The organism is Moellerella wisconsensis ATCC 35017 (assembly GCF_001294465.1).
GTDB lineage: Bacteria > Pseudomonadota > Gammaproteobacteria > Enterobacterales > Enterobacteriaceae > Moellerella > Moellerella wisconsensis.
Genome location: NZ_LGAA01000003.1, coordinates 106,974 through 130,237, shown reverse-complemented (window position 1 = coordinate 130,237; position 23,264 = coordinate 106,974). Strand labels below are relative to the sequence as shown.

21 protein-coding genes, 1 tRNA gene and 1 pseudogene are annotated in these 23,264 nt (G+C 43.0%); 11 read left to right on the top strand and 12 right to left on the bottom strand.

From position 1 onward, the window contains the following. The first annotated feature begins 73 nt into the window (after nucleotides 1–73). Nucleotides 74–604 (top strand): ubiquinone anaerobic biosynthesis accessory factor UbiT, encoded by a 531-nt coding sequence (gene ubiT, locus M992_RS01590; protein ID WP_053907080.1) that lies wholly within the window; start codon nucleotides 74–76, stop codon nucleotides 602–604. Next, nucleotides 598–1,104: a GNAT family N-acetyltransferase gene (locus M992_RS01585; protein WP_047257491.1), complete on the top strand. Its 507-nt coding sequence runs from the start codon at nucleotides 598–600 to the stop codon at nucleotides 1,102–1,104. The genes ubiT and M992_RS01585 overlap by 7 nt, the downstream gene beginning before the upstream one ends. Before the next feature lie 48 nt (nucleotides 1,105–1,152). On the opposite strand, the gene M992_RS01580 is transcribed toward M992_RS01585, so the two are convergent. Continuing rightward, complete coding sequence (locus M992_RS01580; protein WP_053907079.1) at nucleotides 1,153–1,452, bottom strand: GIY-YIG nuclease family protein; 300 nt, start codon at nucleotides 1,450–1,452, stop codon at nucleotides 1,153–1,155. A 297-nt stretch (nucleotides 1,453–1,749) separates the two neighbouring features. On the opposite strand from M992_RS01580, the gene bhsA reads away from it, so the two are divergent. Both bhsA and M992_RS01570 read left to right on the top strand, forming a co-directional pair. Then, nucleotides 1,750–2,001 carry a multiple stress resistance protein BhsA gene (gene bhsA / locus M992_RS01575; protein WP_047257489.1) on the top strand — a complete coding sequence of 84 codons (252 nt, stop codon included), beginning with the start codon at nucleotides 1,750–1,752 and terminating at the stop codon, nucleotides 1,999–2,001. Between the two features lie 126 nt (nucleotides 2,002–2,127). Further along, the gene (locus tag M992_RS01570) at nucleotides 2,128–2,565 is read left to right on the top strand and encodes a YhbP family protein (RefSeq protein ID WP_053907168.1); all 438 of its coding nucleotides are present in this window, start codon (nucleotides 2,128–2,130) and stop codon (nucleotides 2,563–2,565) included. Here the strand turns inward: M992_RS01570 and nrdG are convergent. From nrdG to argF, 6 genes are all read right to left on the bottom strand, one after another. Beyond that, nucleotides 2,562–3,026, bottom strand: a complete 465-nt coding sequence (gene nrdG / locus M992_RS01565; RefSeq protein WP_053907078.1) for an anaerobic ribonucleoside-triphosphate reductase-activating protein — start codon at nucleotides 3,024–3,026, stop codon at nucleotides 2,562–2,564. The genes M992_RS01570 and nrdG overlap by 4 nt on opposite strands. Before the next feature lie 9 nt (nucleotides 3,027–3,035). After that, nucleotides 3,036–5,180, bottom strand: a complete 2,145-nt coding sequence (nrdD, locus tag M992_RS01560) for an anaerobic ribonucleoside-triphosphate reductase (protein ID WP_053907077.1) — start codon at nucleotides 5,178–5,180, stop codon at nucleotides 3,036–3,038. 535 nt (nucleotides 5,181–5,715) lie between these two features. After that, a complete protein-coding gene (gene ridA, locus M992_RS01555; RefSeq protein ID WP_053907076.1) occupies nucleotides 5,716–6,099 on the bottom strand; it encodes a 2-iminobutanoate/2-iminopropanoate deaminase in 384 nt (127 codons plus the stop codon). A 116-nt stretch (nucleotides 6,100–6,215) separates the two neighbouring features. Continuing rightward, nucleotides 6,216–6,683 carry an aspartate carbamoyltransferase regulatory subunit gene (gene pyrI / locus M992_RS01550; protein ID WP_047257485.1) on the bottom strand — a complete coding sequence of 156 codons (468 nt, stop codon included), beginning with the start codon at nucleotides 6,681–6,683 and terminating at the stop codon, nucleotides 6,216–6,218. 10 nt (nucleotides 6,684–6,693) lie between these two features. Further along, nucleotides 6,694–7,629, bottom strand: coding sequence for an aspartate carbamoyltransferase (pyrB, locus tag M992_RS01545; RefSeq protein WP_047257484.1), 936 nt, complete (start codon nucleotides 7,627–7,629; stop codon nucleotides 6,694–6,696). 428 nt (nucleotides 7,630–8,057) lie between these two features. Next, complete coding sequence (gene argF / locus M992_RS01540) at nucleotides 8,058–9,074, bottom strand: ornithine carbamoyltransferase (RefSeq protein WP_047257483.1); 1,017 nt, start codon at nucleotides 9,072–9,074, stop codon at nucleotides 8,058–8,060. A gap of 171 nt (nucleotides 9,075–9,245) precedes the next feature. On the opposite strand from argF, the gene rraB reads away from it, so the two are divergent. Then, complete coding sequence (gene rraB, locus M992_RS01535; protein ID WP_053907167.1) at nucleotides 9,246–9,668, top strand: ribonuclease E inhibitor RraB; 423 nt, start codon at nucleotides 9,246–9,248, stop codon at nucleotides 9,666–9,668. 81 nt (nucleotides 9,669–9,749) lie between these two features. On the opposite strand, the gene M992_RS01530 is transcribed toward rraB, so the two are convergent. From M992_RS01530 to pepA, 4 genes are all read right to left on the bottom strand, one after another. Further along, nucleotides 9,750–10,298, bottom strand: a complete 549-nt coding sequence (locus tag M992_RS01530) for a GNAT family N-acetyltransferase (RefSeq protein ID WP_053907075.1) — start codon at nucleotides 10,296–10,298, stop codon at nucleotides 9,750–9,752. A gap of 315 nt (nucleotides 10,299–10,613) precedes the next feature. Further along, nucleotides 10,614–13,508, bottom strand: coding sequence for a valine--tRNA ligase (locus tag M992_RS01525; RefSeq protein ID WP_053907074.1), 2,895 nt, complete (start codon nucleotides 13,506–13,508; stop codon nucleotides 10,614–10,616). A gap of 13 nt (nucleotides 13,509–13,521) precedes the next feature. Then, nucleotides 13,522–13,971, bottom strand: coding sequence for a DNA polymerase III subunit chi (locus tag M992_RS01520; RefSeq protein ID WP_047257481.1), 450 nt, complete (start codon nucleotides 13,969–13,971; stop codon nucleotides 13,522–13,524). A 286-nt stretch (nucleotides 13,972–14,257) separates the two neighbouring features. After that, complete coding sequence (pepA, locus tag M992_RS01515; protein ID WP_047257480.1) at nucleotides 14,258–15,772, bottom strand: leucyl aminopeptidase; 1,515 nt, start codon at nucleotides 15,770–15,772, stop codon at nucleotides 14,258–14,260. Between the two features lie 283 nt (nucleotides 15,773–16,055). On the opposite strand from pepA, the gene lptF reads away from it, so the two are divergent. Together lptF and lptG are read left to right on the top strand one after the other, a co-directional pair. Next, nucleotides 16,056–17,153 carry an LPS export ABC transporter permease LptF gene (gene lptF / locus M992_RS01510; RefSeq protein ID WP_047257479.1) on the top strand — a complete coding sequence of 366 codons (1,098 nt, stop codon included), beginning with the start codon at nucleotides 16,056–16,058 and terminating at the stop codon, nucleotides 17,151–17,153. Next, nucleotides 17,153–18,229 carry an LPS export ABC transporter permease LptG gene (gene lptG / locus M992_RS01505; protein WP_053907073.1) on the top strand — a complete coding sequence of 359 codons (1,077 nt, stop codon included), beginning with the start codon at nucleotides 17,153–17,155 and terminating at the stop codon, nucleotides 18,227–18,229. The genes lptF and lptG overlap by 1 nt, the downstream gene beginning before the upstream one ends. 356 nt (nucleotides 18,230–18,585) lie before the next feature. Here the strand turns inward: lptG and ampH are convergent, their stop codons facing one another. Further along, a complete protein-coding gene (gene ampH, locus M992_RS01500) occupies nucleotides 18,586–19,809 on the bottom strand; it encodes a D-alanyl-D-alanine-carboxypeptidase/endopeptidase AmpH (protein ID WP_053907072.1) in 1,224 nt (407 codons plus the stop codon). A gap of 554 nt (nucleotides 19,810–20,363) precedes the next feature. Between ampH and M992_RS01495 the strand changes: the two genes are divergently transcribed. From M992_RS01495 to M992_RS01480, 4 genes and pseudogenes are all read left to right on the top strand, one after another. Next, nucleotides 20,364–20,448, top strand: a tRNA-Leu gene (locus M992_RS01495). Between the two features lie 312 nt (nucleotides 20,449–20,760). Beyond that, nucleotides 20,761–21,074 (top strand): annotated as a pseudogene (locus tag M992_RS01490) (Arm DNA-binding domain-containing protein); the annotation flags it as partial. Between the two features lie 1,038 nt (nucleotides 21,075–22,112). Continuing rightward, complete coding sequence (locus M992_RS01485; protein ID WP_053907070.1) at nucleotides 22,113–22,637, top strand: fimbrial protein; 525 nt, start codon at nucleotides 22,113–22,115, stop codon at nucleotides 22,635–22,637. Between the two features lie 38 nt (nucleotides 22,638–22,675). Next, on the top strand, nucleotides 22,676–23,215 hold the full coding sequence (locus M992_RS01480; RefSeq protein ID WP_053907069.1) for a fimbrial protein: 540 nt from the start codon (nucleotides 22,676–22,678) through the stop codon (nucleotides 23,213–23,215). Nucleotides 23,216–23,264 lie beyond the last annotated feature (49 nt).

Here is a 23,264-nt window from a genome sequence, read left to right as displayed (position 1 = left end):
GGCGGTTACGCCCCAAAAATTTGAATTATGTCAGGGGTATCTTAGGTATATCGAAGTTAGAGGAGTCTGAGCTATGCTAGAAAAGTTTCGTTCACAACTTGTGAGTAAAGGCCCATCTTTGATGCGACTGCCGTTGAAAATGACCCCTTTCGCCCTTCAGCGTCAAGTGTTGGAACAATTATTAAAATGGCAGTTCCATGAATCACTGATCGACGGTGAGCTGGATTTTTTGGAAAATAAATGGCTAAAAGTTGAAATTACTGATTTACAACTGGTTTGGTTTATTAGTTTGCAAAATGGCCAGTTAATGGTCCGCCCACAAGGCACCGCCGATGTCAGTATTAGCGGTAATGCCAATGAATTGATTTTAATTGCCGCGCGTAAAGAAGATCCCGACAGTCTGTTTTTTCAACGCCGCTTAGTAATTGAAGGGGATACCGAATTAGGTCTGTATGTTAAAAACCTAATGGATGCTTTTGAGTTAGAAAAAATGCCAGCACCTCTACGCTTTGGTTTAATGCAATTAGCTGAATTTATTCAACAAAATAAACCGCAGGAGGGTTCAGCAGCAACGCAAAATAGTACTGGGCTGATATCATGCTAATCCGCGTTGAAATTCCCGTCGATGCTATGGGCATTGACCGTTTATTGCGTCGCTGTTTTCCTACGCCTTACCAAGCCGATTTAGTGCGCCAATTAAGAGAAGATGGGCTACTTACTTTAGGCGTAGTCGCGACTAGTGACGAAGGTGAAGTCATTGGTTATGTCGGCTTTACTCCGGTAGATGTTAACGGCGAAGATGTGCAGTGGGTCGGGTTAGCACCGTTAGCGGTCGATGTTGAACATCGTGGCCAAGGGCTAGGTGAAAAGTTAGTTTATGAAGGATTAGATAGCCTGAATGAATTTGGCTATGGTGCGGTTGTGGTGCTCGGCGACCCTGCCTATTATCAGCGTTTCGGCTTCCAGCTGGCTGAGCAACATCAGCTCCATTGTCAATGGCCAGAGCATCAAGCGCACTTTATGGTGTACGGTTTAGAAAATGATGCGTTAGACGCCCATACAGGGCAGGTTAGTTATTCAACGCTGTTTGATAGCCTGCAATAACGCCGTGTGACTAAGTTATAGCCCTGCGGTAGGTGTAGTTGCCGTGATTCAGTGACGAGCACAAATGTGCTCAAGATAGGCGATAATATTCTGAGGTTGGTCAATGACCAGCCTCTCTTTTTGGCTTTTTTTCAATTGCTTAATGCAATACTCTATTTTTGAGGCACTGGAACGATCCCCAGCCTCAGCCTGATACACCAAGCGTAGCGGTAATTTACCAACTAAATATTTAGCCCCTTGACCGCGTTGATGTACCTCAATACGTTTAGCCACATCGGTGCTAATTCCACAATATAAGGCATCATTATTGGCTCGAATTAAATATACATACCATGATTTTTTACCCATTTAGTGTGTAACTCGCTGATATTTTTGCATTTTGTGCTTATTAGGCCCTGATGCTTATGATTAAAATTGCAGATATTATGGGTTATTTTATATGGTTAACTAATTAGATTATAACGAAATTTATTCCTATTAGACGATTTTTCTCGCTATGAACTGCCACTCACGTTCAAATTTTTTGACATAGAAAAGCAAAAATAGCCAATTTTCATTATCAGATTAGAGGAATAATATGATCCATATCACAGGGAAAGGTTACAACCCCTGAATGTTTCACTAAAAAAAATCAAGGATCATAAAATGAAAAATACAACATTAATCGCTGCAACTTTAGCATTAACCACCCTTTCATTTGGTACAATGGCAGCAACAGAAGTTCAAAATTCTAATCAAGCCCCTGTCGGTGTAGTGTCTGTCTCTGGTGCTTCAACTCTAGATGATCTGACCGCACAATTAGCCAAAAAAGCTGATGAAGCTGGCGCAACTTCTTTCCGCGTTGTAGCAGCAAGCGGTGAAAACCAAATGAACGGTATTGCTCAAATTTATAAATAACCTATAGTGTGGTAAACCCATTCTACTGAGTTCAGAACCGCTGAAGCACGCCATGCAGTAAAGTATGCATAAATGTATAGGCTCTGCTGGCGTGTTCTGAACCGTTTAAGTTTATTTGCCACTATGATGAAAACACCAACCGCTTTAAACGCTATTCAGCGTTATTTATCCCGCCAACATGTCTTTTCGATTTTTACCTTTCATACCGATGATTATTGGCCAGCCACTTGCTTCTATGTATTTGATAAACAAGAAATGTCATTGATTTTTATGACCGAAGGTGATTCTCGGCACGGCCAACTGATGCAAAAAAATCCGGCCATTGCCGGCACGGTATCGGCACAAACCAAAGTGATCAGTAAAATTCAAGGTATTCAATTTCGCGGGCAGGTAATACCACTGTATGCTTGTGATGCAGATGAAGCGCGGCATAAATATTGTCGGCGTTTTCCTGTCGCGTTAGCGGCTAAAACGCCGATTTGGAAAATCTATCTCCAAGAGATAAAAATGGTCAATAATACCCTTGGATTCGGCAGTAAATTGTATTGGCAGCGTGAGGACTAACGTAGTTTGTGGATCACTTGATTACTGCTGCCGCGCCAAATTAAGCCGGGGTCATACAGCGATTGCTCAAATTTACCGTCCACCAGCACATCCAATAGGCGTACTACCTTTTGCTGTTCTGGGGTTAATTCCTCGCGTTTATATCCTGTCCATAACCAAATGTCTTTTTGTGGACATTCGGTGCGTACCCGCTGTACTAATTTCAGAATAGCTGGCACATTGGCCGGATGCAGTGGATCACCACCCGAGAGCGATAATCCTTGTCTATTAATGCGGGTATCTTGCAAATCGGCAATAATACGATCTTCCATTTCTTGAGTAAACGGCACCCCAGAATCGAGACGCCAAGTACTTTGGTTATAGCAACCTCTGCATTGATGAATACAGCCCGCGACAAATAATGTACAGCGTGTGCCGGGGCCATTAACCACATCAATAGCATAATATTGATGATAATTCATAAATTTAGCCTATTTGTTTCCTATCTGTCCATTATTGAGATGCTTGATCCGGCGTTTTACTTCTTCTTGTTTTCCCGCATTAAAAGGACGGGCGTCTGGACTGCCTAAATAGCCACACACTCGGCGAATAACGGAAACTTTATTGGTGTCGTGATTACCGCAACGCGGGCAAGCAAATCCTTTACTGGTACAATTGAATTCGCCGGTATAGCCGCATTCATAACACTCATCAATTGGGGTATTGGTTCCATAATAAGGCACATGCTGATAGCTATAATCCCAAACGTCTTCGAGAGCTTTTAAATTGTGTTGTAAATTTGGGTATTCGCCGTAACAGATAAAGCCCCCATTGGCGACCGCCGGATACGGGGATTCAAAATCAAGCTTGTCATACGGATTCACCTGTTTTTCAACGTCGAGATGGAAGCTATTGGTATAGTAACCTTTGTCTGTAACCCCTGGAATAATCCCAAACTCAGCGGTATCTAAGCGGCAAAAACGGTCGCATAAATTTTCACTTGGCGTGCTATACAAGCTGAAGGCATAGCCGGTTTCATCTTTCCAGTCATCGGTTGCACGGCGTAAACGCTGCACAATTTTGAGCGCTTTTGCTCTTAATTTTTCACTATCATAAACATGGGTTTCGGTGCCATATAGCGCATTAATCGTTTCATGTAATCCAATGTAACCCAACGATATCGACGCTCGTCCATGTTTAAAAATTTCGGCAATATTATCGTCGGCTTTTAAGCGTACACCACAAGCGCCTTCCATATATAAAATCGGTGCCACGCGGGCTTTAACTTGCTCTAAGCGTGCAATACGGGTCATTAAGGCTTTTTTTGCCAGCGCTAAACGTGAATCTAACAGTGCCCAAAAGGCCTCTTCATTGCCTTGCGCTTCAATCGCAATGCGCGGCAGATTGAGGCTGATCACCCCGAGATTATTACGCCCATCATGAATTTGCTGACCATTTTCTTCATACACGCCTAAGAAGCTGCGGCAGCCCATCGGAGTTTTAAACGATCCGGTGACATCGACTACGCGATCATAATTGAGAATGTCCGGATACATACGCTTGCTGGCACATTCTAAAGCTAACTGTTTGATATCATAATTCGGATCGCCATACTGATGATTCAATCCTTGTTTAATCGCAAAGACTAACTTCGGGAATACCGCAGTTTTTTTATTTTTGCCTAATCCGGCAATTCGATTTTTGAGAATAGCTTGCTGGATCATACGGGCTTCTTTGGAGGTACCCAGACCAAAGCCAAAGGTGACAAATGGAGTTTGTCCATTAGCGGTATGCAAAGTGTTTACTTCGTACTCTAACGACTGAAAAGCATCGTAACACTCTTTTTCGGTTCGCGATTGTGCATATGCCGCACAGTCTGCAATATTCCACTGCTGAGCAATGGCTAAGTGCTTGTTATAGCTAGCAGTTACAAAAGGAGCTAAGATTTCATCAATTCGATTAATGGTCGTACCGCCGTAAATATGGCTGGCCACCTGAGCAATGATTTGTGCAGTTACCGCCGTTGCGGTTGAAATAGATTTTGGTTGTTCTATTTCTGCATTTCCCATTTTGAACCCATTGGTCAACATGTCTTTTAAATCAATTAACATACAGTTAAACATGGGGAAAAATGGCGAATAATCGAGATCATGATAGTGGATTTCACCACGTTCATGTGCTTGAACAATATCACGCGGTAAAATATGCTGTTTAGCATAGTGTTTAGCCACAATTCCGGCTAATAAATCTCGTTGTGTCGGGATCACTTTGCTGTCTTTATTGGCATTCTCATTGAGCAAAGAGAGATTACTTTGTTCAATTAACCCACGGATTTCATGGGTTAACTGACTGCGTTTTTCGCGTTCAATATCGCGGTCATGGCGATACTCAATATAAGTTCTGGCGAGATCTTTATACGGGCCGGCCATTAATTGGTTCTCGACCGCATCTTGAATATCACGGATATCAACTTGATCACGGTTGCACAGTTGCTGCTCGACCAAATTAGCCACTTGTAGGCAATAACTGTCATCCTCAATATTGGCAGCCATCGCCGCGCGTTTGATGGCCTCTTGAATACGAGGTGTATCGAAATAAACCTGACAACCATCTCTTTTGATCACAACCGTTTTCACTGTAAAGACTCCTTGAATAGTTATCCACAGCATAATAATGCCCCACAAAGATAAAGGGGCGGATAACAATGCTGTGGATAAAATTGTGCATAAATACTATATGTTGTGCTTTGTTTGCGTATTTAAACACAATATGTGGTATTTTTCTCTTATTTAGCTACAGCAAAGTTGATCTAAAACAAAGAAAAAAATAATTGTTCTAAGAATCAAACAACGACAGAAAATAATAATTTTTTAGCATTATGCGTATAGAATCCCGGCTCAAATAGAGTCAATTTTGAGGCGGATTAATATGTGCTATGCGCGGGCTATATTAGTAAGCAGTGAACTCGATAAGTTAACTGTAAAAAAGAGCGATATGATTAAACGGCCAGCGTTAATCAGCTATGTAGATATGGGAAAGAGAAATATTAATGGCCCGCGGATTAAAAAACGACAGATAGAATAAAAAAGGCAGTAGCTATTTTTTAGCCGCTGCCTTTATTTGTATATTTGATTATTTTATATTCGATTAATCTTGCGTGCCGCTAAATGATTAACGTATTGCGATGGCTTCGATTTCTATTTTTACGTCTTTCGGCAAACGCGCCACTTCCACACAAGAACGTGCCGGATACGCGGCATCATGCTGTTTGAAAAACGCTTCATAAGTGGCATTTACCACCGCAAAATCGTTTAAATCTTTAACAAAAACTGTAGTTTTGACAATATTCCCTACATCCAAACCCGCTTTAATCAAGATAGCTTTAACATTCGCTAATGATTGACGAGTTTGTGCAGCGATGTCTTCAGGTACATCACCGGTTTTAGGATCAACAGGGATCTGGCCTGAAGTGATAACCATGCTACCAAGATCAACACCCTGAACATAAGGTCCAATCGCGGCTGGGGCATTTTCAGTGCTAATTTCGTATGACATAACGGCTCCTTTGCGTCGATAGAAGGGACAAACCCAATAATAATTATCTACCCATCTTAGCGCAATTTCTGAGTAGACTGCGCTACAGTATATACTGAAAACACCCCGAGCATGGCTTAAGGACGATGATTAATTACCGCATGGCGATCAAACTCTTTTTCACAGAATTGGCAGGTTAATACCACCTCATCAGCCATTTTTTTCACCTTAAAGCGGCTTGATACCGGCTCATTATGGCTAATACAGTTACTGTTTGGACACACCAATACGCCATCAATTTGTTCTGGTAAATTGAGCTCCAGTTTTTCAACCACTTGGTAATTCTCGATACGATTCACGGTTGCACTGGGCGCATACATCGCCAATTGATTCGCTTGTTCTGGGGTTAAAAATGTATTCTCAATTTTAATCAGATCTTTTTTGCCCAAATTATTCGATGGCAGATTAAGCCCAATAGTGATGCGTTGGTCAGTTTCAGTCAGCTTAAATAAAGAGAGCAATTTAAACCCCACCATGGCTGGAATATGGTCGATCACGGTTCCACAACTAATGGCTTCTACTTGTAATTTATGATCGTGTGTCATGATGTTCTCCTTAAAATGTGACTTCTTCAGTTAACACTAATGCCAATAAGGCTTGTCTGGCGTAGATGCCATTACCCGCTTGTTGAAAATAGTAGGCATATGGGGTGCTATCTACATCAACTGCAATTTCATCGATGCGAGGTAGGGGATGCAAAACTTTTAGGTTGGGTTTAGCAACGTCGAGATCAGCCGCCCGTAATACAAATTGAGCTTTCACATTGGCATATTCTGACGGGTCAAGGCGCTCTTTTTGAACTCGAGTCATATACAGAATATCCAGCTCCGGTAATACCTGATCAATATTATTATGCAGGCTATAGGTCGCGCCCGTTTCGTCCAGAATACGCAGAATATGATCCGGCATCGCCAAAGCTTCAGGAGCGATAAAATAGAAATGATTACCGCTAAATTTAGACAATGCTTGGGTTAAAGAGTGTACCGTACGGCCATATTTTAAATCACCGACCATCGCGATTTGCAAGTTGTCTAGTCGGCCTTGGGTTTCTTTAATCGTAAATAAATCCAGCAGTGTCTGAGAAGGGTGCTGATTTGAGCCATCACCGGCATTAATAATCGGAATATTGCCAGAGAACTGACTGGCTAAGCGTGCGGCGCCTTCTTGAGGGTGACGCATAACTATCGCATCCACATACTGACTGATCACCGAAATGGTATCTGCCAGCGTCTCACCTTTTTTGCCTAGCGAGGTATTGTTGCTATCAGAAAAACCAACTACCGAGGCACCTAAACGGTGAATGGAGGTCTCAAAAGACAGTCGGGTTCGCGTTGAGGCCTCAAAAAAACAACTGGCGATCACTTTATATTTGAGTAACTCAGGCTGCGGATGCTGCTTTAAAGAGGCCGCAACCTCTAAAACCCGTTCGAGATCTTTACGGTCGAGATCGTTAATTGAGATGATATCACGCTGATATAAAGGATTTGGCATCGTTGTTCTCCGATAGATAAGAATGGGGTAGGCGGTGAAGAGCCAAAAAAAAGCCCCTCATTGAGGGGCTTTTAAATAGAAATACGAGAAAAAACAGAGGCTCTGAGCTACCAAACGGTAGCGCAGAAATCAAGTTTGCAAATTGTTTACTCAGTGCAAATATCATGTTTTCTCCCGCCAAATTGTGGGGCATTATACGCCTGTCTAATATCAGAGCAAGCGTTTGCTTATGCCGAACAGCGAAAATAATTGCTGACTTTTAGCACTTAGTATTTAGTCGCTGGCCCCTAATATTTAGCTTAGCTGATATCTATCGACAAATGACAAATGAGCTCATCGCCAAATACGCAGCTTTGCGAGCAAATTTATCGGTAAACTCACTGACCAAGCTACAAACGACAAGCTGCACAGGATAAACAGTAGATTGATTAAATCGGCAGTTCAGCCGCTAGGCTGGCGACCATCACCGCTTTGATGGTATGTAAACGGTTTTCAGCTTCATCAAATACAATGCTATAGGCCGATTCAAATACTTCTTCGGTAACTTCTACGCCGCCATATAAATCAAATTGCTCAGCCAGCTGGGCACCTACCAAGGTTTCTTGATTATGGAATGCGGGCAAACAATGCAAAAACTTAACTGCCGGATTCTCGGTTAATTTAATCACTTCCATATTCACCTGATACGGTTTTAGCAGCGGAACACGTTGCTCCCACACTTCTTTAGGCTCTCCCATCGAGACCCAAACATCGGTATACAGAAAATCGACGCCTTTCACCCCCTCGGCTACATCCTCAGTGAGAATAATATTACCGCCGGTATGTTTAGCTGCCTCACGACATTCGGCGACCAGTTGTTCCTCTGGCCAACAGCACTTTGGTGCCACTAGACGCACTTCCATGCCGGTCAGTGCGGCAGCTTCCAGCATCGTATTCCCCATGTTATTGCGTGCATCCCCCAGATAAGCAAATTTAATCTCGGATAACGCTTTGTGCGGTTGATGCTCTTGAATAGTGAGTAGATCAGCCAATAACTGTGTGGGATGGAACTCATCGGTTAATCCATTCCATACCGGTACGCCCGATGTTTTTGCTAGCGTTTCAACGGTGGATTGTGCATAACCTCGATACTGAATACCGTCATACATTCTGCCCAGCACGCGGGCGGAATCTTTAATCGATTCTTTATGCCCAATTTGACTGCCTGCCGAACCGAGATAGGTCACTCGTGCACCTTGATCAAATGCCCCGACTTCAAACGCACAGCGAGTACGGGTTGAATCTTTCTCAAAAATTAAGGCAATATTTTTGCCGGTTAGCAAAGGTTTTTCTGTGCCGGCTTTTTTTTCTGCTTTTAGCCAAGCGGCGAGTTTAAGCAGCAATTGCAGCTCACTCGGTGTGAAATCTAACAAGCGTAAAAAGTGCCTTTGATAGAAAGGATTCATAAGATACCCCAGGTTTTATTTTATTTAAAATTTGATTTAATATTTAATTTATCTGCATAAAAATTCAAAATCAACCTATTAGTCAAATAAATTGTTAATCATAGCTATGGTTCTACCTGCATGGCTGTGGGAGAATGCGGCAACGCGATTGATAAATCTGAGGGATGTAACATGGTTGATAAAGCTGAGTTCGATGCTCAATACGAAGAAACACGTCTAATTATCGAAGAATTACTCGAAGATGGTAGCGATCCTGATGCACTGTACGCTATAGAGCATCATTTCTCTGCGGACAATTTTGAATTATTAGAAAAAGCAGCGGTCGAAGCCTTTAAACTGGGCTACGAAGTGTCTGATGCGGAAGAGCTTGAAGTTGAAGACGGCAGCAAATTAATGTGTTGCGACGTGATCAGCGAATGCGCATTAAATGCCGAACTGATTGACGCACAAGTCAGCCAATTAATGGCATTAGCTGAAAAAATGTCAGTTAACTACGACGGTTGGGGAACCTATTTTGAAGATCCTGACGCCGAATATGATGACGAAGAAGATGATCAACAGCCTGATGAAGCACCGCAGACCAGCATTCATTAATTGAGTCGCCGGTTAATGACCAGAATAGCCATTGCCTCGGCTATTCTGGTTTTCACGCCAAATTATTTAGCCAAGCTCCTGCTACCAAGTTTTTAGCATTCTGATTTCACAATCCCCGTGCCCGGTATTGCCTAATGGCGCATCAATGGTTTCAAAACCGAGTTTTTCATACAGCTTAATCGCTGCTTGTAGTTGCGCTGTGGTCTCTAAATAGCAACGCTTATATCCTTGTTGGCGAGCGAACTCAAGCGACATCAGCACAATTTTTTTGGCGACGCCTTGGCCTCTTAATACCGACGATAAATATATTTTTTGTAATTCACAGGTATATTTATCGCCCCCCGCTAATGGAGAAATCCCGCCGCCACCGACAATCTCGCCCGCGACTTCGACCACCCAATAGGCGCTGCGCGGTTGGCTATACACGCTATATAAGCTGTCGAGGATCGGGTCGGCGACAGCAAAACCTTTGTCGGCAGTCAGCCCATGTTCAGCTGAAACTGCGCGGATCACTCGAGCAATCGCGGGGTTATCTGCCGGTTGGATTAGGCGGAGATGATAATCGGGGCAGGGGGAGTTGTTGTTAGTTGATGTGCTGTTATGACTTAATGTGATGTTATGAGTTGGCATGATTTTATGCTCTATCTATTATTATATTTTATTGATACTAAATAGGCTATCGAACCTATTCTGGTGAAATAGTTTGTCTGCTTGGCTTATCGGATTAGCTTGGCAGCCTAACTTAGGATTAAATTAGCCGATTTTTTACCAGTTTTGTAGCTGCGATGATAATTTAATTAGATTCAAAGCGAAAAAAGCCCGTCTAGCGTCAATCATCGACGGCTAAACGGGCTGATTGGATAGATAGAGTGCGCTTAAACGTTCCTTATCTACTTGTCTGCTTATCTACTAAGCTTAGCTTACTAAGGCTAAATATTTTAAAAATTAGAGCGAAGCGATAGTTTGCTTCTGCGCCACTAATTTCTCTTTTGCTTGATAGTTATCATCTAAACGAGCACGTTCTTTCTCGACAACTGCAGCAGGCGCACGGCTAACAAAGCCCTCATTCGCCAGCTTAGCTTCGATAGAAACGATCTCTTTTTCTACTTTTTCCAGCTCTTTATCCAAACGCGCCAGCTCGGCTTCTTTATCAACTAAACCGGCCATTGGGATCAAAATTTCTGCCCCATTGATCAATTTAGTCACCGAAATAGGCGCGGTTTCACCGGCAGCCAGAATAGAGACTGACGATAAACGCGCCATGGCTTTAATAAAGTTCTGGTTCTCTTCAACCCGACGTTGTGCATCCGCAGAGGCGCCACGCAGCATCACTTCTAAAGGTTTACCCGGGGAAATATTCATTTCAGCACGAATATTACGTACTGCAATAATCGCTTCTTTAATCCATTCCAGATCGTTCAGCGCCAGTTGATCCGCTTTTTGGCTATCGAACTCAGGGAAAGGCTGCAACATGATGGTATCGGCTGCAATACCTTTCACAACTTTGACCCGCTGCCAAATAGTTTCGGTAATAAATGGAATGATTGGGTGCGCTAAACGCAGCAAGCCTTCCAATACTTCGATCAATGTAAAGCGAGCCGCACGGACTTGAGCTTCATTGCCTTTGTGTACTGCCGGTTTAGACAGCTCTAAATACCAGTCACAGAATTGGTTCCAAGTGAATTCATACAAAATACCGGCAGCGATATCAAAGCGATAGGTATCTAACGCCTCACGATAATCTTTCACCGTTTGGTTGAATTCAGCCATGATCCAGCGATCAGCTAATGAGAAACTCATCTCGCCGCCTTGTTGACCGCAATCCTGATTTTCAGTATTCATCAACACGAAACGGCTAGCATTCCATAACTTATTACAGAAGTTACGGTAACCTGAAAGACGTTTCATATCCCAGTTGATATCACGACCCGTTGAGGCTAACGCGGCTAAAGTAAAGCGCAATGCATCGGTACCATGGGCTTCGATCCCTTCTGGATACTCTTTGGCCGTACGTTTAGCAATTTTCTCTGCCAATTGCGGCTGCATCATATTGCCGGTGCGTTTTTCCAACAGTTTTTCTAACGAAATACCATCAATCATATCTAACGGGTCAATCACGTTACCCTTAGATTTAGACATTTTCTGGCCTTCATCATCACGGATCAACCCGGTCATATACACTGTTTTAAAGGGAACTTGCGGCTGTCCATCTTCATCTTTGATGAAGTGCATGGTCAGCATGATCATGCGGGCTATCCAGAAGAAAATAATATCGAAGCCACTGACCAACACATCCGTTGGATGGAAGGTTTTTAGTGCTTCAGTATTGTCTGGCCAACCTAAAGTTGAGAAGGTCCACAGGCCGGAAGAGAACCAGGTATCCAGCACATCATCGTCTTGGCGTAAGCTTATCTCGTCACTGAGATTATTTTCACGACGAACTTCAGCTTCATCTCGGCCAACATACACATTGCCATTATCGTCATACCAGGCAGGAATACGATGGCCCCACCATAATTGACGAGAAATACACCAGTCTTGAATATCACGCATCCATGAGAAATACATGTTTTCATACTGTTTAGGGGCAAACTGAATACGCCCATCTTCCACGGCTTTAATCGCATCTTTCGCCAGCGGCGCAGTGCGAACATACCATTGGTCAGTCAGCATCGGCTCGATCACTACGCCGCCACGGTCGCCATAAGGAATAGTCAGATCATGCGGTTTGATCTCTTCTAACAGACCTAACGCATCAAACTCTGCGACAACCGCTTTACGGGCGGCAAAACGTTCCATGCCTTGATAAGCTTGAGGGATTTCAGTGCTATAAACAGTCGTCGCTTCACCGTTAGTATCAAAAATTTCGGCTTCTGTACGGATATTACCGTCAAAATCCAAAATATTGATCATAGGCAAGCGATGGCGTTTACCGACTTCATAGTCATTAAAGTCATGGGCCGGGGTGATTTTCACACAACCGGTGCCTTTTTCCATGTCGGCATGCTCATCGGCAATGATAGGAATGCGGCGCTGGATAATTGGCAGAATAATTTCTTTACCAATTAAATCTTTATAGCGCGGATCTTCCGGGTTAACTGCAACACCGGTATCTCCTAACATGGTTTCTGGACGGGTAGTTGCCACCACTAAATAATCCAGCCCTTCGGCGGTTTTTGCGCCATCGGCTAATGGATAACGTAAGTGCCAGATAGAACCTTTAACATCGCGGTTTTCAACTTCAAGATCAGAAATCGCGGTGTGCAATTTAGGATCCCAGTTAACCAGACGTTTACCACGATAAATTAAATCTTCTTTATACAGACGCACAAAGGCTTCTTTAACCGCTTTGGATAAACCTTCATCCATGGTAAAGCGTTCGCGATCCCAATCGACAGAATCCCCGAGACGACGCATTTGTTGCGAAATTGTCCCACCAGATTCAGCTTTCCACTGCCAGATTTTATCGATAAATGCATCACGGCCATAATCATGGCGTGTTTTGTTTTCTTCCGCAGCGATTTTACGCTCAACCACCATTTGAGTGGCGATACCCGCGTGATCCGTACCGCTTTGCCATAAGGTATTTTTACCCTGCATACGCTGATAACGGATCATGGTGTCCATGATAGTCTGCTGGAACGCATGGCCCATGTGCAGGCTACCGGTCACATTCGGTGGCGGGATCACGATACAAAAGCTGTCACGGCTAGTATCACCGTTGGGCTTAAAATAACCGCTTTTTTCCCAGTGGCTATACAGCGACTGTTCTATTTCCGCTGGATTATAAGTTTTATCGAGCGAAGGCTCGACGATCTGATTATCAGGTTTTTTTTCCATTTTATATCTTTATTCAGTAAGTTGGCGGCGCCGCCATGGTCAAATTAAAGCCGACGCTGCGGTAAATTTTATACCGCTCACGCGCCAACTGTTTTAAAGTTTCATCGATAGGAACAAAGTCTATCACTTCATGAAAAGCCGTTGCAAAGTCTGCAAAGGGAGTCTGCAAGTTGATCAGTACATCACGGGAGGCATTACCGCGCTTTTGTGGCCAGCACAGCTCCACCGGTGCGCCGTAACGCGGGCCTTCACCCGCCAGATTATGAGGGACAAACTGATGCGGCTCTCTTTGCCAAAGCGCCTCATCCAGTTTTTCCGCTTGCTCTGCTGTCTCACAGGCGATTAATACTCGCTTTCCTGCACGCCATTTAGCCGCAGCCAGCTGACAGGCTAGCCATTCATGGGCTTCCAGTCCCTCTTGCAAAGAGGGCTGTTCTAATAAATAGAAGATGGCATTTTTCATAATATCTCAGTTACAGAAAATAGTATCTCAGTCACGGAAAAAGGGCATTGCGGTCAGCAATACCCTGAAAGCGATGATAACCGTATTTTAGCGGAATCAGCCTAAGATGACATCTTTTCGATGACCTCTTTAGGGATTAGCCGAGTAATCTGCGTCATATTGACTCAGCTTACCCGGCTATACGTGCTAAATTCGCAAGGCTAAACCCGCAATGCTCAGCCGGCATAACAAGCCACTCGACTATCTGCAAGACTATCGACTCGTCCGTTTATGCGTTGAAAGCCACTTACTCGTCGGTGCCTAGCCCGGCACGGTTTAATAAGAACTGCGATAACATAGCGACTGGACGGCCAGTGGCGCCCTTAGCTTTACCTGAACGCCATGCCGTACCGGCGATATCTAAATGAGCCCAGTTATAACGGGTCGCAAAACGTGCCAAGAAACAGCCTGCGGTGATCGCGCCACCCGGACGACCGCCAGTATTCGCTAAATCAGCAAAGTTAGAACTGATTTGATCATAAAACTCATCGGCTAACGGCAGACGCCATGCTCGGTCACCCGCTTGCTCGGACGCGTTCAACAGCTCATGCGCTAACGGGTTATGGTTCGACATTAAACCGGTAAAGTGGCTGCCCAACGCAATCACGCAAGCACCGGTCAAAGTAGCGACATCAATCACCAGCTCCGGCTCAAAGCGCTCAACATAAGTTAATGCATCACACAGCACCAAACGACCTTCAGCATCAGTATTCAATACTTCTACCGTCTGCCCCGACATGGTGGTTAACACGTCACCCGGACGATAAGCGCGTCCTCCCGGCATGTTTTCACAGCCCGCCAGCACCCCGACCACATTAATTGGCAGTTTTAGTTCGGTAACAAAACGCATTACCCCATAAACTGTCGCCGCACCACACATGTCATATTTCATCTCATCCATGCTGTCCGCAGGTTTGATTGAAATACCGCCGGAATCAAACGTTAAGCCTTTCCCCACCAACACAATAGGACGAGCGTCAGGATCAGGATTCCCTTTGTATTCCATGACGGACATCAGCGATTCATTTTGTGAACCCTGACCCACCGCCAGATAAGCATTCATGCCCAGCTCTTTCATTTGTTGCTCACCGATAACTCGAGTTGTTAGCAACGAGTTGCTCGCATGATCTGCCAGTTGGCGCGCTTGCGAGGCTAAATAGCCCGGATTACAGATATTTGGCGGCATGTTACCTAAATCTTTCGCCACCTTAATACCGGTTGCAATGGCTAAACCGTGCTGAATAGCACGTTCACCGCTGGTCAATTCACGGCGGGTTGGCACATTAAACACTAATTTACGCAGCGGACGACGATGTTCCGTTTTATTACTCTTCAGTTGATCAAAAACGTACAACGACTCTTTCGCTGTTTCTACCGCTTGACGAACTTTCCAATAATTATTACGACCTTTAACATGCAGTTCGGTTAAGAAGCACACAGCTTCCATTGAGCCAGTTTCATTCAAGGTACTAATTGTTTTTTGAATAATTTGCTTATATTGACGTTCATCCAGCTCGCGCTCTTTACCGCAGCCGATGAGTAATATACGCTCTGACAAGATATTAGGAACGTGATGAAGCAGTAAGGATTGCCCTACTTTACCTTCTAGCTCACCGCGGCGTAGCAGGGCGCTGATATAACCATCACTAATTTTGTCCAGTTGCTCTGCAATTGGGGACAGGCGGCGAGGTTCAAATACACCCACAACAATACATGCGCTGCGCTGCTTTTCCGGGCTACCACTTTTTACACTAAACTCCATGCGTTCTCCTGAATCTTAAAGACAAAGACCGATGCTCTCGCTAAAATTAGCATTCCGCATAATCTACCTCATAGAGAATAAACTCTTTATGCTAAGCTAAGCGAATGGTTTGCTAATATTCCATTAATGAATTAAGCATGTTCTGATTGGGAAACCAGTATAAGTAATGCTTTTATATCATTCTAGTCGATAAGGAAACCAAGCATATGTTAATAAATGGTAGATATAGGACGAAGTTAGCCATTTTCCACCAAAAAGACAAGTTTTCACAGGCGTAATAAGCGTGATTATTATTAGATATTTGGTACGTGAGACACTAAAGAGCCAGTTTGCGATACTTTTTGTATTGATGCTGATCTTTTTTAGTCAAAAATCAATTGATGTCCTTGGTGCAGCTGTCCAAGGGAATATTCCATCCAACTTAGTCTTACCCTTGCTTGGGCTTGGCGTGCCAGAAATGGCTCAGCTTATTTTGCCTCTCAGCCTTTTTCTCGGGCTGCTGATGACTTACAGCCGATTATACACTGAAAGTGAAATCACGGTTATGCACGCCTGCGGTTTGGGCAAAAGCGTGCTAGTAAAAGCGGCGCTGGTATTGGCCTTCTTTACCGCGACATTGGCAGTGATTAATATTGCGTGGATGCTACCTTGGTCATCTCAATACCAAGAACAAGTATTGGCCGATGCTAAAGCCAACCCTGGGCTCGCCGCTATGGTCGAAGGGCAATTTAAAACCACCAAAGACCGCAATATTGTGTTGTACATCGGCGATGTCAAAGGGCACCAATTTAGCAATATCTTTATGGCCCAGCTGCGCCCCGCCAATGAACAGCGTCCCTCTGTGGTGGTGGCGGATACTGGATATCTAAGAGAAAACGCCAAAGGTGAACAGATTGTAGTGCTGGATAAAGGCACCCGCTACGAAGGAACTGCATTACTGCGCGATTTCCGGATCACTGATTTCAATAACTATCAGGCGGTTATCGACCACCAAGAATCCGAAGTCCGCAACGATAAAGTTGAACAGAAAAACATGTACCAACTGTGGAAAGACAACGATCCTGAATCAAACGCTGAATTCCATTGGCGCTTAACTATTGTTTTCTCAGTGCTTATCATGGCTATTTTGGTGGTTCCGCTCAGCGAAGTTAATCCTCGTCAAGGGCGTGTATTAAGCATGTTGCCTGCCATGCTGCTGTATTTGATTTTCTTCTTACTGCAAAGCACCTTAAGAAATAGCGCAGAAAAAGGCGAAGTCGACCCCAAAATTGCTATGTGGCTGGTAAACTTCGGTTATCTAGGATTAGCCATTGTCTTAAATGCTTGGAATACCTTACCTATGCGTCAACTTAGAGCCAAATTTAGTCAAGGAGTCGCCTAATGTTTGGAGTATTAGACCGATATATTGGGCGCACTATCCTCAACTCGATTTTAATGACCCTGTTTATGCTGGTTTCGCTTTCAGGCATCATCAAGTTTGTCGAACAGTTGCGTAAAGTTGGCGACGGCGATTATACCGCGCTCAGTGCTGGCGTATTTACCTTGCTCACCGTACCAAAAGATATCGATATTTTCTTTCCGATGGCAGCGTTACTCGGTGCCTTGCTCGGGCTGGGCGGGTTAGCCTCCCGCAGCGAATTAGTCGTGATGCAAGCCTCTGGCTTTACTCGCTTACAAATCGCACTGTCGGTAATGAAAACCGCTATCCCATTGGTGATTGTGGCGATGTTTATCGGTGAATGGATAGCTCCCGCCGGTGAACAATGGGCTAGAAATTATCGTGCTGAAAAAATTGTTGGCAGCTCATTAGTTGCCACCGATCGTGGAATGTGGGCCAAAGACGGCGACGACTTTATTCATATCCAACGTATTGATAACGAACAATCGATTAAAGAAATTTCTATCTATAAATTTACCCCGCAGCATCAACTGCAATCGGTTTTGTTCGCCTCCTCAGGAATCTATAATCCCGAGTCTAAAACTTGGGAATTGTCTCAGGTTGATGAATCTATCTTAGGTAACGAGAAAAAAATTACGGGTTCACAACGGTTATCAATGGATTGGAAAACTAATCTGACTCCTGAAAAGCTCGGCATAGTGTCACTCGAGGCAAGTTCATTATCGATTCGTGGTTTATACCAATATATCAGCTACTTAAAAGAGAGTGGGCAGGTGGCTGCGGTTTATCAGCTTAGCTTGTGGAAAAAACTGCTGTCGCCGTTATCCGCCGCTGTGATGATGCTGATGGCGGTATCCTTTATTTTCGGCCCGTTACGCAGCGTACCGATGGGCGTTCGCGTAGTGTTTGGCATCTCCGGCGGATTTTTATTCTATTTGCTAGACGAAGGATTTGGCCGCTTAAGCTTGGTCTATTCGGTGCCGCCAATTTTGGCCGCCTTGTTGCCAAGCTTACTGTTCTTGATTGTCAGTATTGTATTACTGGTTAAACGAAAATAATCCGATTCGGGTGGTATCTAGTCATAGCGCCAATAAATCCGACTCAGCCATAGCCAGCGAGATCAACGCTTATTATGGCGAGTCGGTAGCGGCATCATAAAAAACATCAAGTTATAAAAAAGCCGCTATCTGCAATGACCCTATACAGTTATAAATTTCACGCTATTATTCACGACCGGAGATACAACATCAGAAAATAGCGTGCTGTTTTTTATCGCTACTAATGCTTGTGCTAATGCCGGAGGGCATAGCGTAAAGCACGACTACAGTATCAGCAGATTAAGCACCCGAGATGCGGCGATTTCCATCGTTGCAGAGTAACTCACCAGTGCTTGCCAAGCGTCGGTGGTACGCTTTCAATGTTTTCCATACGCATGATTGGTTGAAAGAGCCGCGACTAACTCATTCACACCCACGGTCAACTTACTGAACTTACTATTTTCTTTCCGAGTCATCACCACAAACACCGCAATATTTTGCTGGGGGATCATCGCCATATACGAATTAAATCCACCGCCGCCGCCAGTTTTTTGGTAAATCCCCGGCCTTCCATTGCTCGGCTGCATATACACCCAACCTAATCCCAGACCATCGGCCAGACCGGCGACGTCCATCCCTTTGATCTCATTTAGCTGCTGGCGTTTAAAATAGATTGCCTGTTCACGTGTGGCGGTACGTTTGCGCAACTGCTTATCTGTCGAAAGAAACTCCTGCATCCACTTCTGCATATCTGCCGGGGTCGAATACACCCCACCACTGCCTGCTGCTGCTAGCGTATTATGGCAAGGGCTGGGCTTATAGCCCACCATTAAGCGCGCACATTGTGTCGCATTTGGCGTATAAGTAGTGTTGTACATTTTGGCCGGAGCAGTCACATACTGCTTAAACAATTGTGGATAAGGCTTACCTGACGCCTTAACTAACGCATCCGCCAATAAATCGTAGGCCAGATTAGAATACGAAGCGACTGTCCCCGGCGTGGCATCCAACTTACCGGTTTTTAACCAATTCCAGCGATTATCTTGAGTTGGCCAAATAAATACTGGACGTCCCCATTTGCCTCCCGGTTGTTCACGCGGTAATCCACTGGTATGACTGGCTAAATGGAACAGACGGATCGGATTAGCTGAGCCATTATTCGGCACATTAACCCCGTAATAACTGTATTTTTGCAACGGATCAGTAATCAGTAACTTTTTATCTTGCTCCAACTTAATTAAAATTTCACTGGTCATTAGTTTACTGACTGACGCGATACGGATCAGTGAATCTGGGCCCGGCTTTTGATGATTTCCCGGCGCGGTTTCCCCATAGTAACGCGTCAACGTTTGATTATTATCGATAACTACAATCGCCATACCTCGCGCATTACTCTCATTAAAGATACGATTAGCATAGAGATCGACAATTTTATTGATCCGCTCATAGGTTCGACGATCACCCTCAAAGATTTGCCAATCAGTCGAAACTTGCGGCTCCGAATGCAAAAATTTCGTTGTCTTCTTTGTCGGCGTTGAACACGCCGTTAACGCCAGAGCCAATGCTGAAACAGCGACTATTTTTAGTAATGATTTGTGCATGTTAATCAATCAACCGCGTCATAGTTATGAAACCCGCTCATTCGAGCTTACCTTATTTCTTATTACTGTTCTTATTGCCGAAAATTTTGATTAACGCACCGACGGCTACGCCAATACACACACCAACCACTACCCAGCTTACAAAGCCCATACAATAACCTTTAATTTTCCCGAAAGTTTGCCTATAAGCTAGCAAAATTTAGCCTAAGCTCCTAGCTCTATCACTCATCATTATTACGAGTAACCATGCTCAATAGCTATTACCAATCACTAGCGCAAATAGCCAATGCAAATAATTAGCGCAATTAGCCAGGATGAATAACCACTACCAATAACCACGCAATAAAGCGCTATAAAACCACGGCATTTAACTTAACTGCAAGATAGCATAGATAAAAAGCGATTTATTACTAAAAAAGAGAACAGATCCCACAGTTACCCGCGCTTCACTGCGGATTTTTTAAGCGAACAGTCTAAAACCACATAATAAATCTTGCTCAGCCGTCAAACCCAAGTATAATGACCACGTTTTCCAAAGAGAACATCACTTCTGTGCCGGAGTGGCGGAATTGGTAGACGCAGTTGATTCAAAATCAACCGCTTTCGGGTGTGCCGGTTCGAGTCCGGCCTTCGGCACCACTTAGAAGTAAAAATAAGACGCTAACGCGTCTTTTTTTATGCCTGAAAATCCTCAAGTTATTTTGTTGCCGCTAATTATTCATTCTTCCTCAGCATACTGAATTCAACCCATATTAAGTATCTACTGTTGGTATCTCTCGATTCGATAATAGTTTGTATACTCGTCATACTTCGAATTACATGGGTGTTGGCTTCGCTCAGCTATCCGAGTCACATAGTTATCTATGCTCCTCGGCTATCTTCACTTGCCGCCTACATGTAATCCGAATTATTTAGAGTATATGCTTGCTCAAAGGTGAGAGGATAAAGAATATGGCATTCTCCGATATGAAAGTTCGTGCAGCTAAACCAGACGAAAAAGCTTATATACTGACAGATGGTGATGGCTTGTTTCTTCATATTCACCCCAACGGCTCAAAATATTGGCGTTTACAGTATCCCTTTGGCGATAAGCAAAAAATGTTAGCTCTGGGTGTTTATCCTGACATCTTGCTTGCAGAAGCCAGAGAAAAAAGAGATACCGCCAAAAAGTTAATTGCTAATGGTTTTGATCCCAGCGAAAAATGCAAAGATTTAAAGAAAAGCAGTAAAAGGAATTTAATACATTCGAGAAAGTTGCTCGTGATTGATATCCACTAATAAGAAATGACTAGTCTCTTTTTGCTATTTTTTCTATCTTAAAGATATCTACCAAGTTTATAACTAGTCAGTTAAAGAGCGAAGCTTTATTAAAGTATAACTATTTTAAATAAGTTGCTCGTATAAATAATAATAGATTAAAAATTAAAACGGATAGTTTCTATTATTACGAGATACAAAAAAGAATCTCATAATTTGATTTGTTATTTAGAATAATACTAAAGTAAGAAAATTGTAACAAAAAAAGATTAAACTTATAATTAATAACTAATTGAAAACAAATGATTTTTAATGAAGATATAATGAAATAAATAAAATTGATAAATTTTTTCAGTAATTAATTCTGAATGTATGCATATTTGTAAATTTAAGTATTTTACTTCTATCTTATAATCACAAAAAGATTTTTTTAGTTTAATTATCCATCCTTATAAGATTATTTCAATTAGATTGATTGGGTAGTGACTTGTTTTATCTGTTTTTTTTATATTTAAATTACAATTATAATGTGTGAAATTCACATTAATTGCTGAATTTATAGGTTTTTTGAAGTTTGATTTTATTTTTATAGACTTTATACTCGTTTACATCAACAACGCGTCAAATTTATTTAACCCGAAATTTTTAGGATTAACTGAAAAACACGGGTAAATTAATTAGTGAGGTTTTAATAACAAATCTCGCATTATAACGTGTAATATATCGAATAGGTGTAGCTATTTTTATTTAAGGATTAAGTTCTTTAGTAGATCCATTAGGTAATTCTTTTATAATACCTCAATGCTCTTAAAAAGTAATTTTTTAAAAATATATAAAAATATCATTCATTATTTTTAATATTTATACAATTTAATAATAAATGTATTTTAATAAAAAAAACGATTTTATTAATTGATCGTTTTTTTTATTTTAACTAATGGAATGAAAACCGTATTAAATTAGTGGTTTTAATTTATTATTTTATCGCGATGTTGTGTGTGATTACGTATATATCATTTATTTAAATTTTCTATATTGAGGCAAATATGAAAAAAGTTATTTTAGCAGTTTTAATTTCTGGCGCAATGAGTGCATCTGCAATGGCAGCGCCAGTCAGTGCAGGTCAAGGTACTGTAACTTTCTACGGTTCAATCATCGAAGCAGCATGTGGTATTTCACCAGAATCTACAGACCAAACTGTAAATTTAGGCCAAGTCGCATCTGCTCAATTAGCAGCTGGTGGCGCCTCTCGCCCAGTACCATTTACTATTGAGCTGGTCGATTGTGATACAAGCATTAAGGCTATCGCAGATGTAACTTTTACTGGCGGTGTTAATCCTAACCTAGCTAATTCATTGGCAATCCAAGGAACAGCGTCAGGTGCAGGAGTGATCATCACAGGCCTAGATGGTAAACCTGTAACGCTTGATGGTTCTGCGGGTGCAGGCAAAATTGCCCTACAAGATGGTGACAATAGTCTGATGTTCTCTGCTTATCTGCAAGGTGACAAGCAAACTATCGTTCCTGGCGAATTTACCGCATTAGCTAACTTCACGATGCAGTACGAGTAATAGAAAAAATCTTGTGCTATTCAAAGGAGGGTAAAACCATGGGGCGTCAAGCAGTATTCGTAGGGAGTCTATTACTCCTCGCAACAAGTTTTACCTCACCTTTAGTGCATGCAGTTGGACAAGGTGCAGGTACGGTGACCATGAACGGTGAAATCACCGATGCAGCCTGCACAATTGCCATGGAATCTCGTGATCAGATTATTGATATGGGAGTGTTGCCTATCGGTACTATCCGCCAAGAAGGGCAAGGTCCAAAGCAAGATTTTGAAATTCAGTTGATAAATTGTGATTTGGTCAAACACAGTGATCCATCCCAAACATGGCGTGCATTACGTATGACATTTGATGGCCCCGCAGATAATGGATTATTCCAAGTCTTCGGCGAAGCACGTGGCGTGGGATTATTAATGCAAGACGCACAATTACGTCAAGTGATGCCGGGTGAAGCATCTGCTGAACAAGATATAGTGCCTCCTACTATGCGGTTAGCTTATCAATTACGATTGGTCTCCGACTCTCGGCCACTAAGAGCTGGATCTTACCAAAGTTTGATCCGCTTTAAAGTCGATTATTACTAGCCTCTGACATCGATTTTATTTGTACTTCTTTTTATTGTGACTGTTCTCG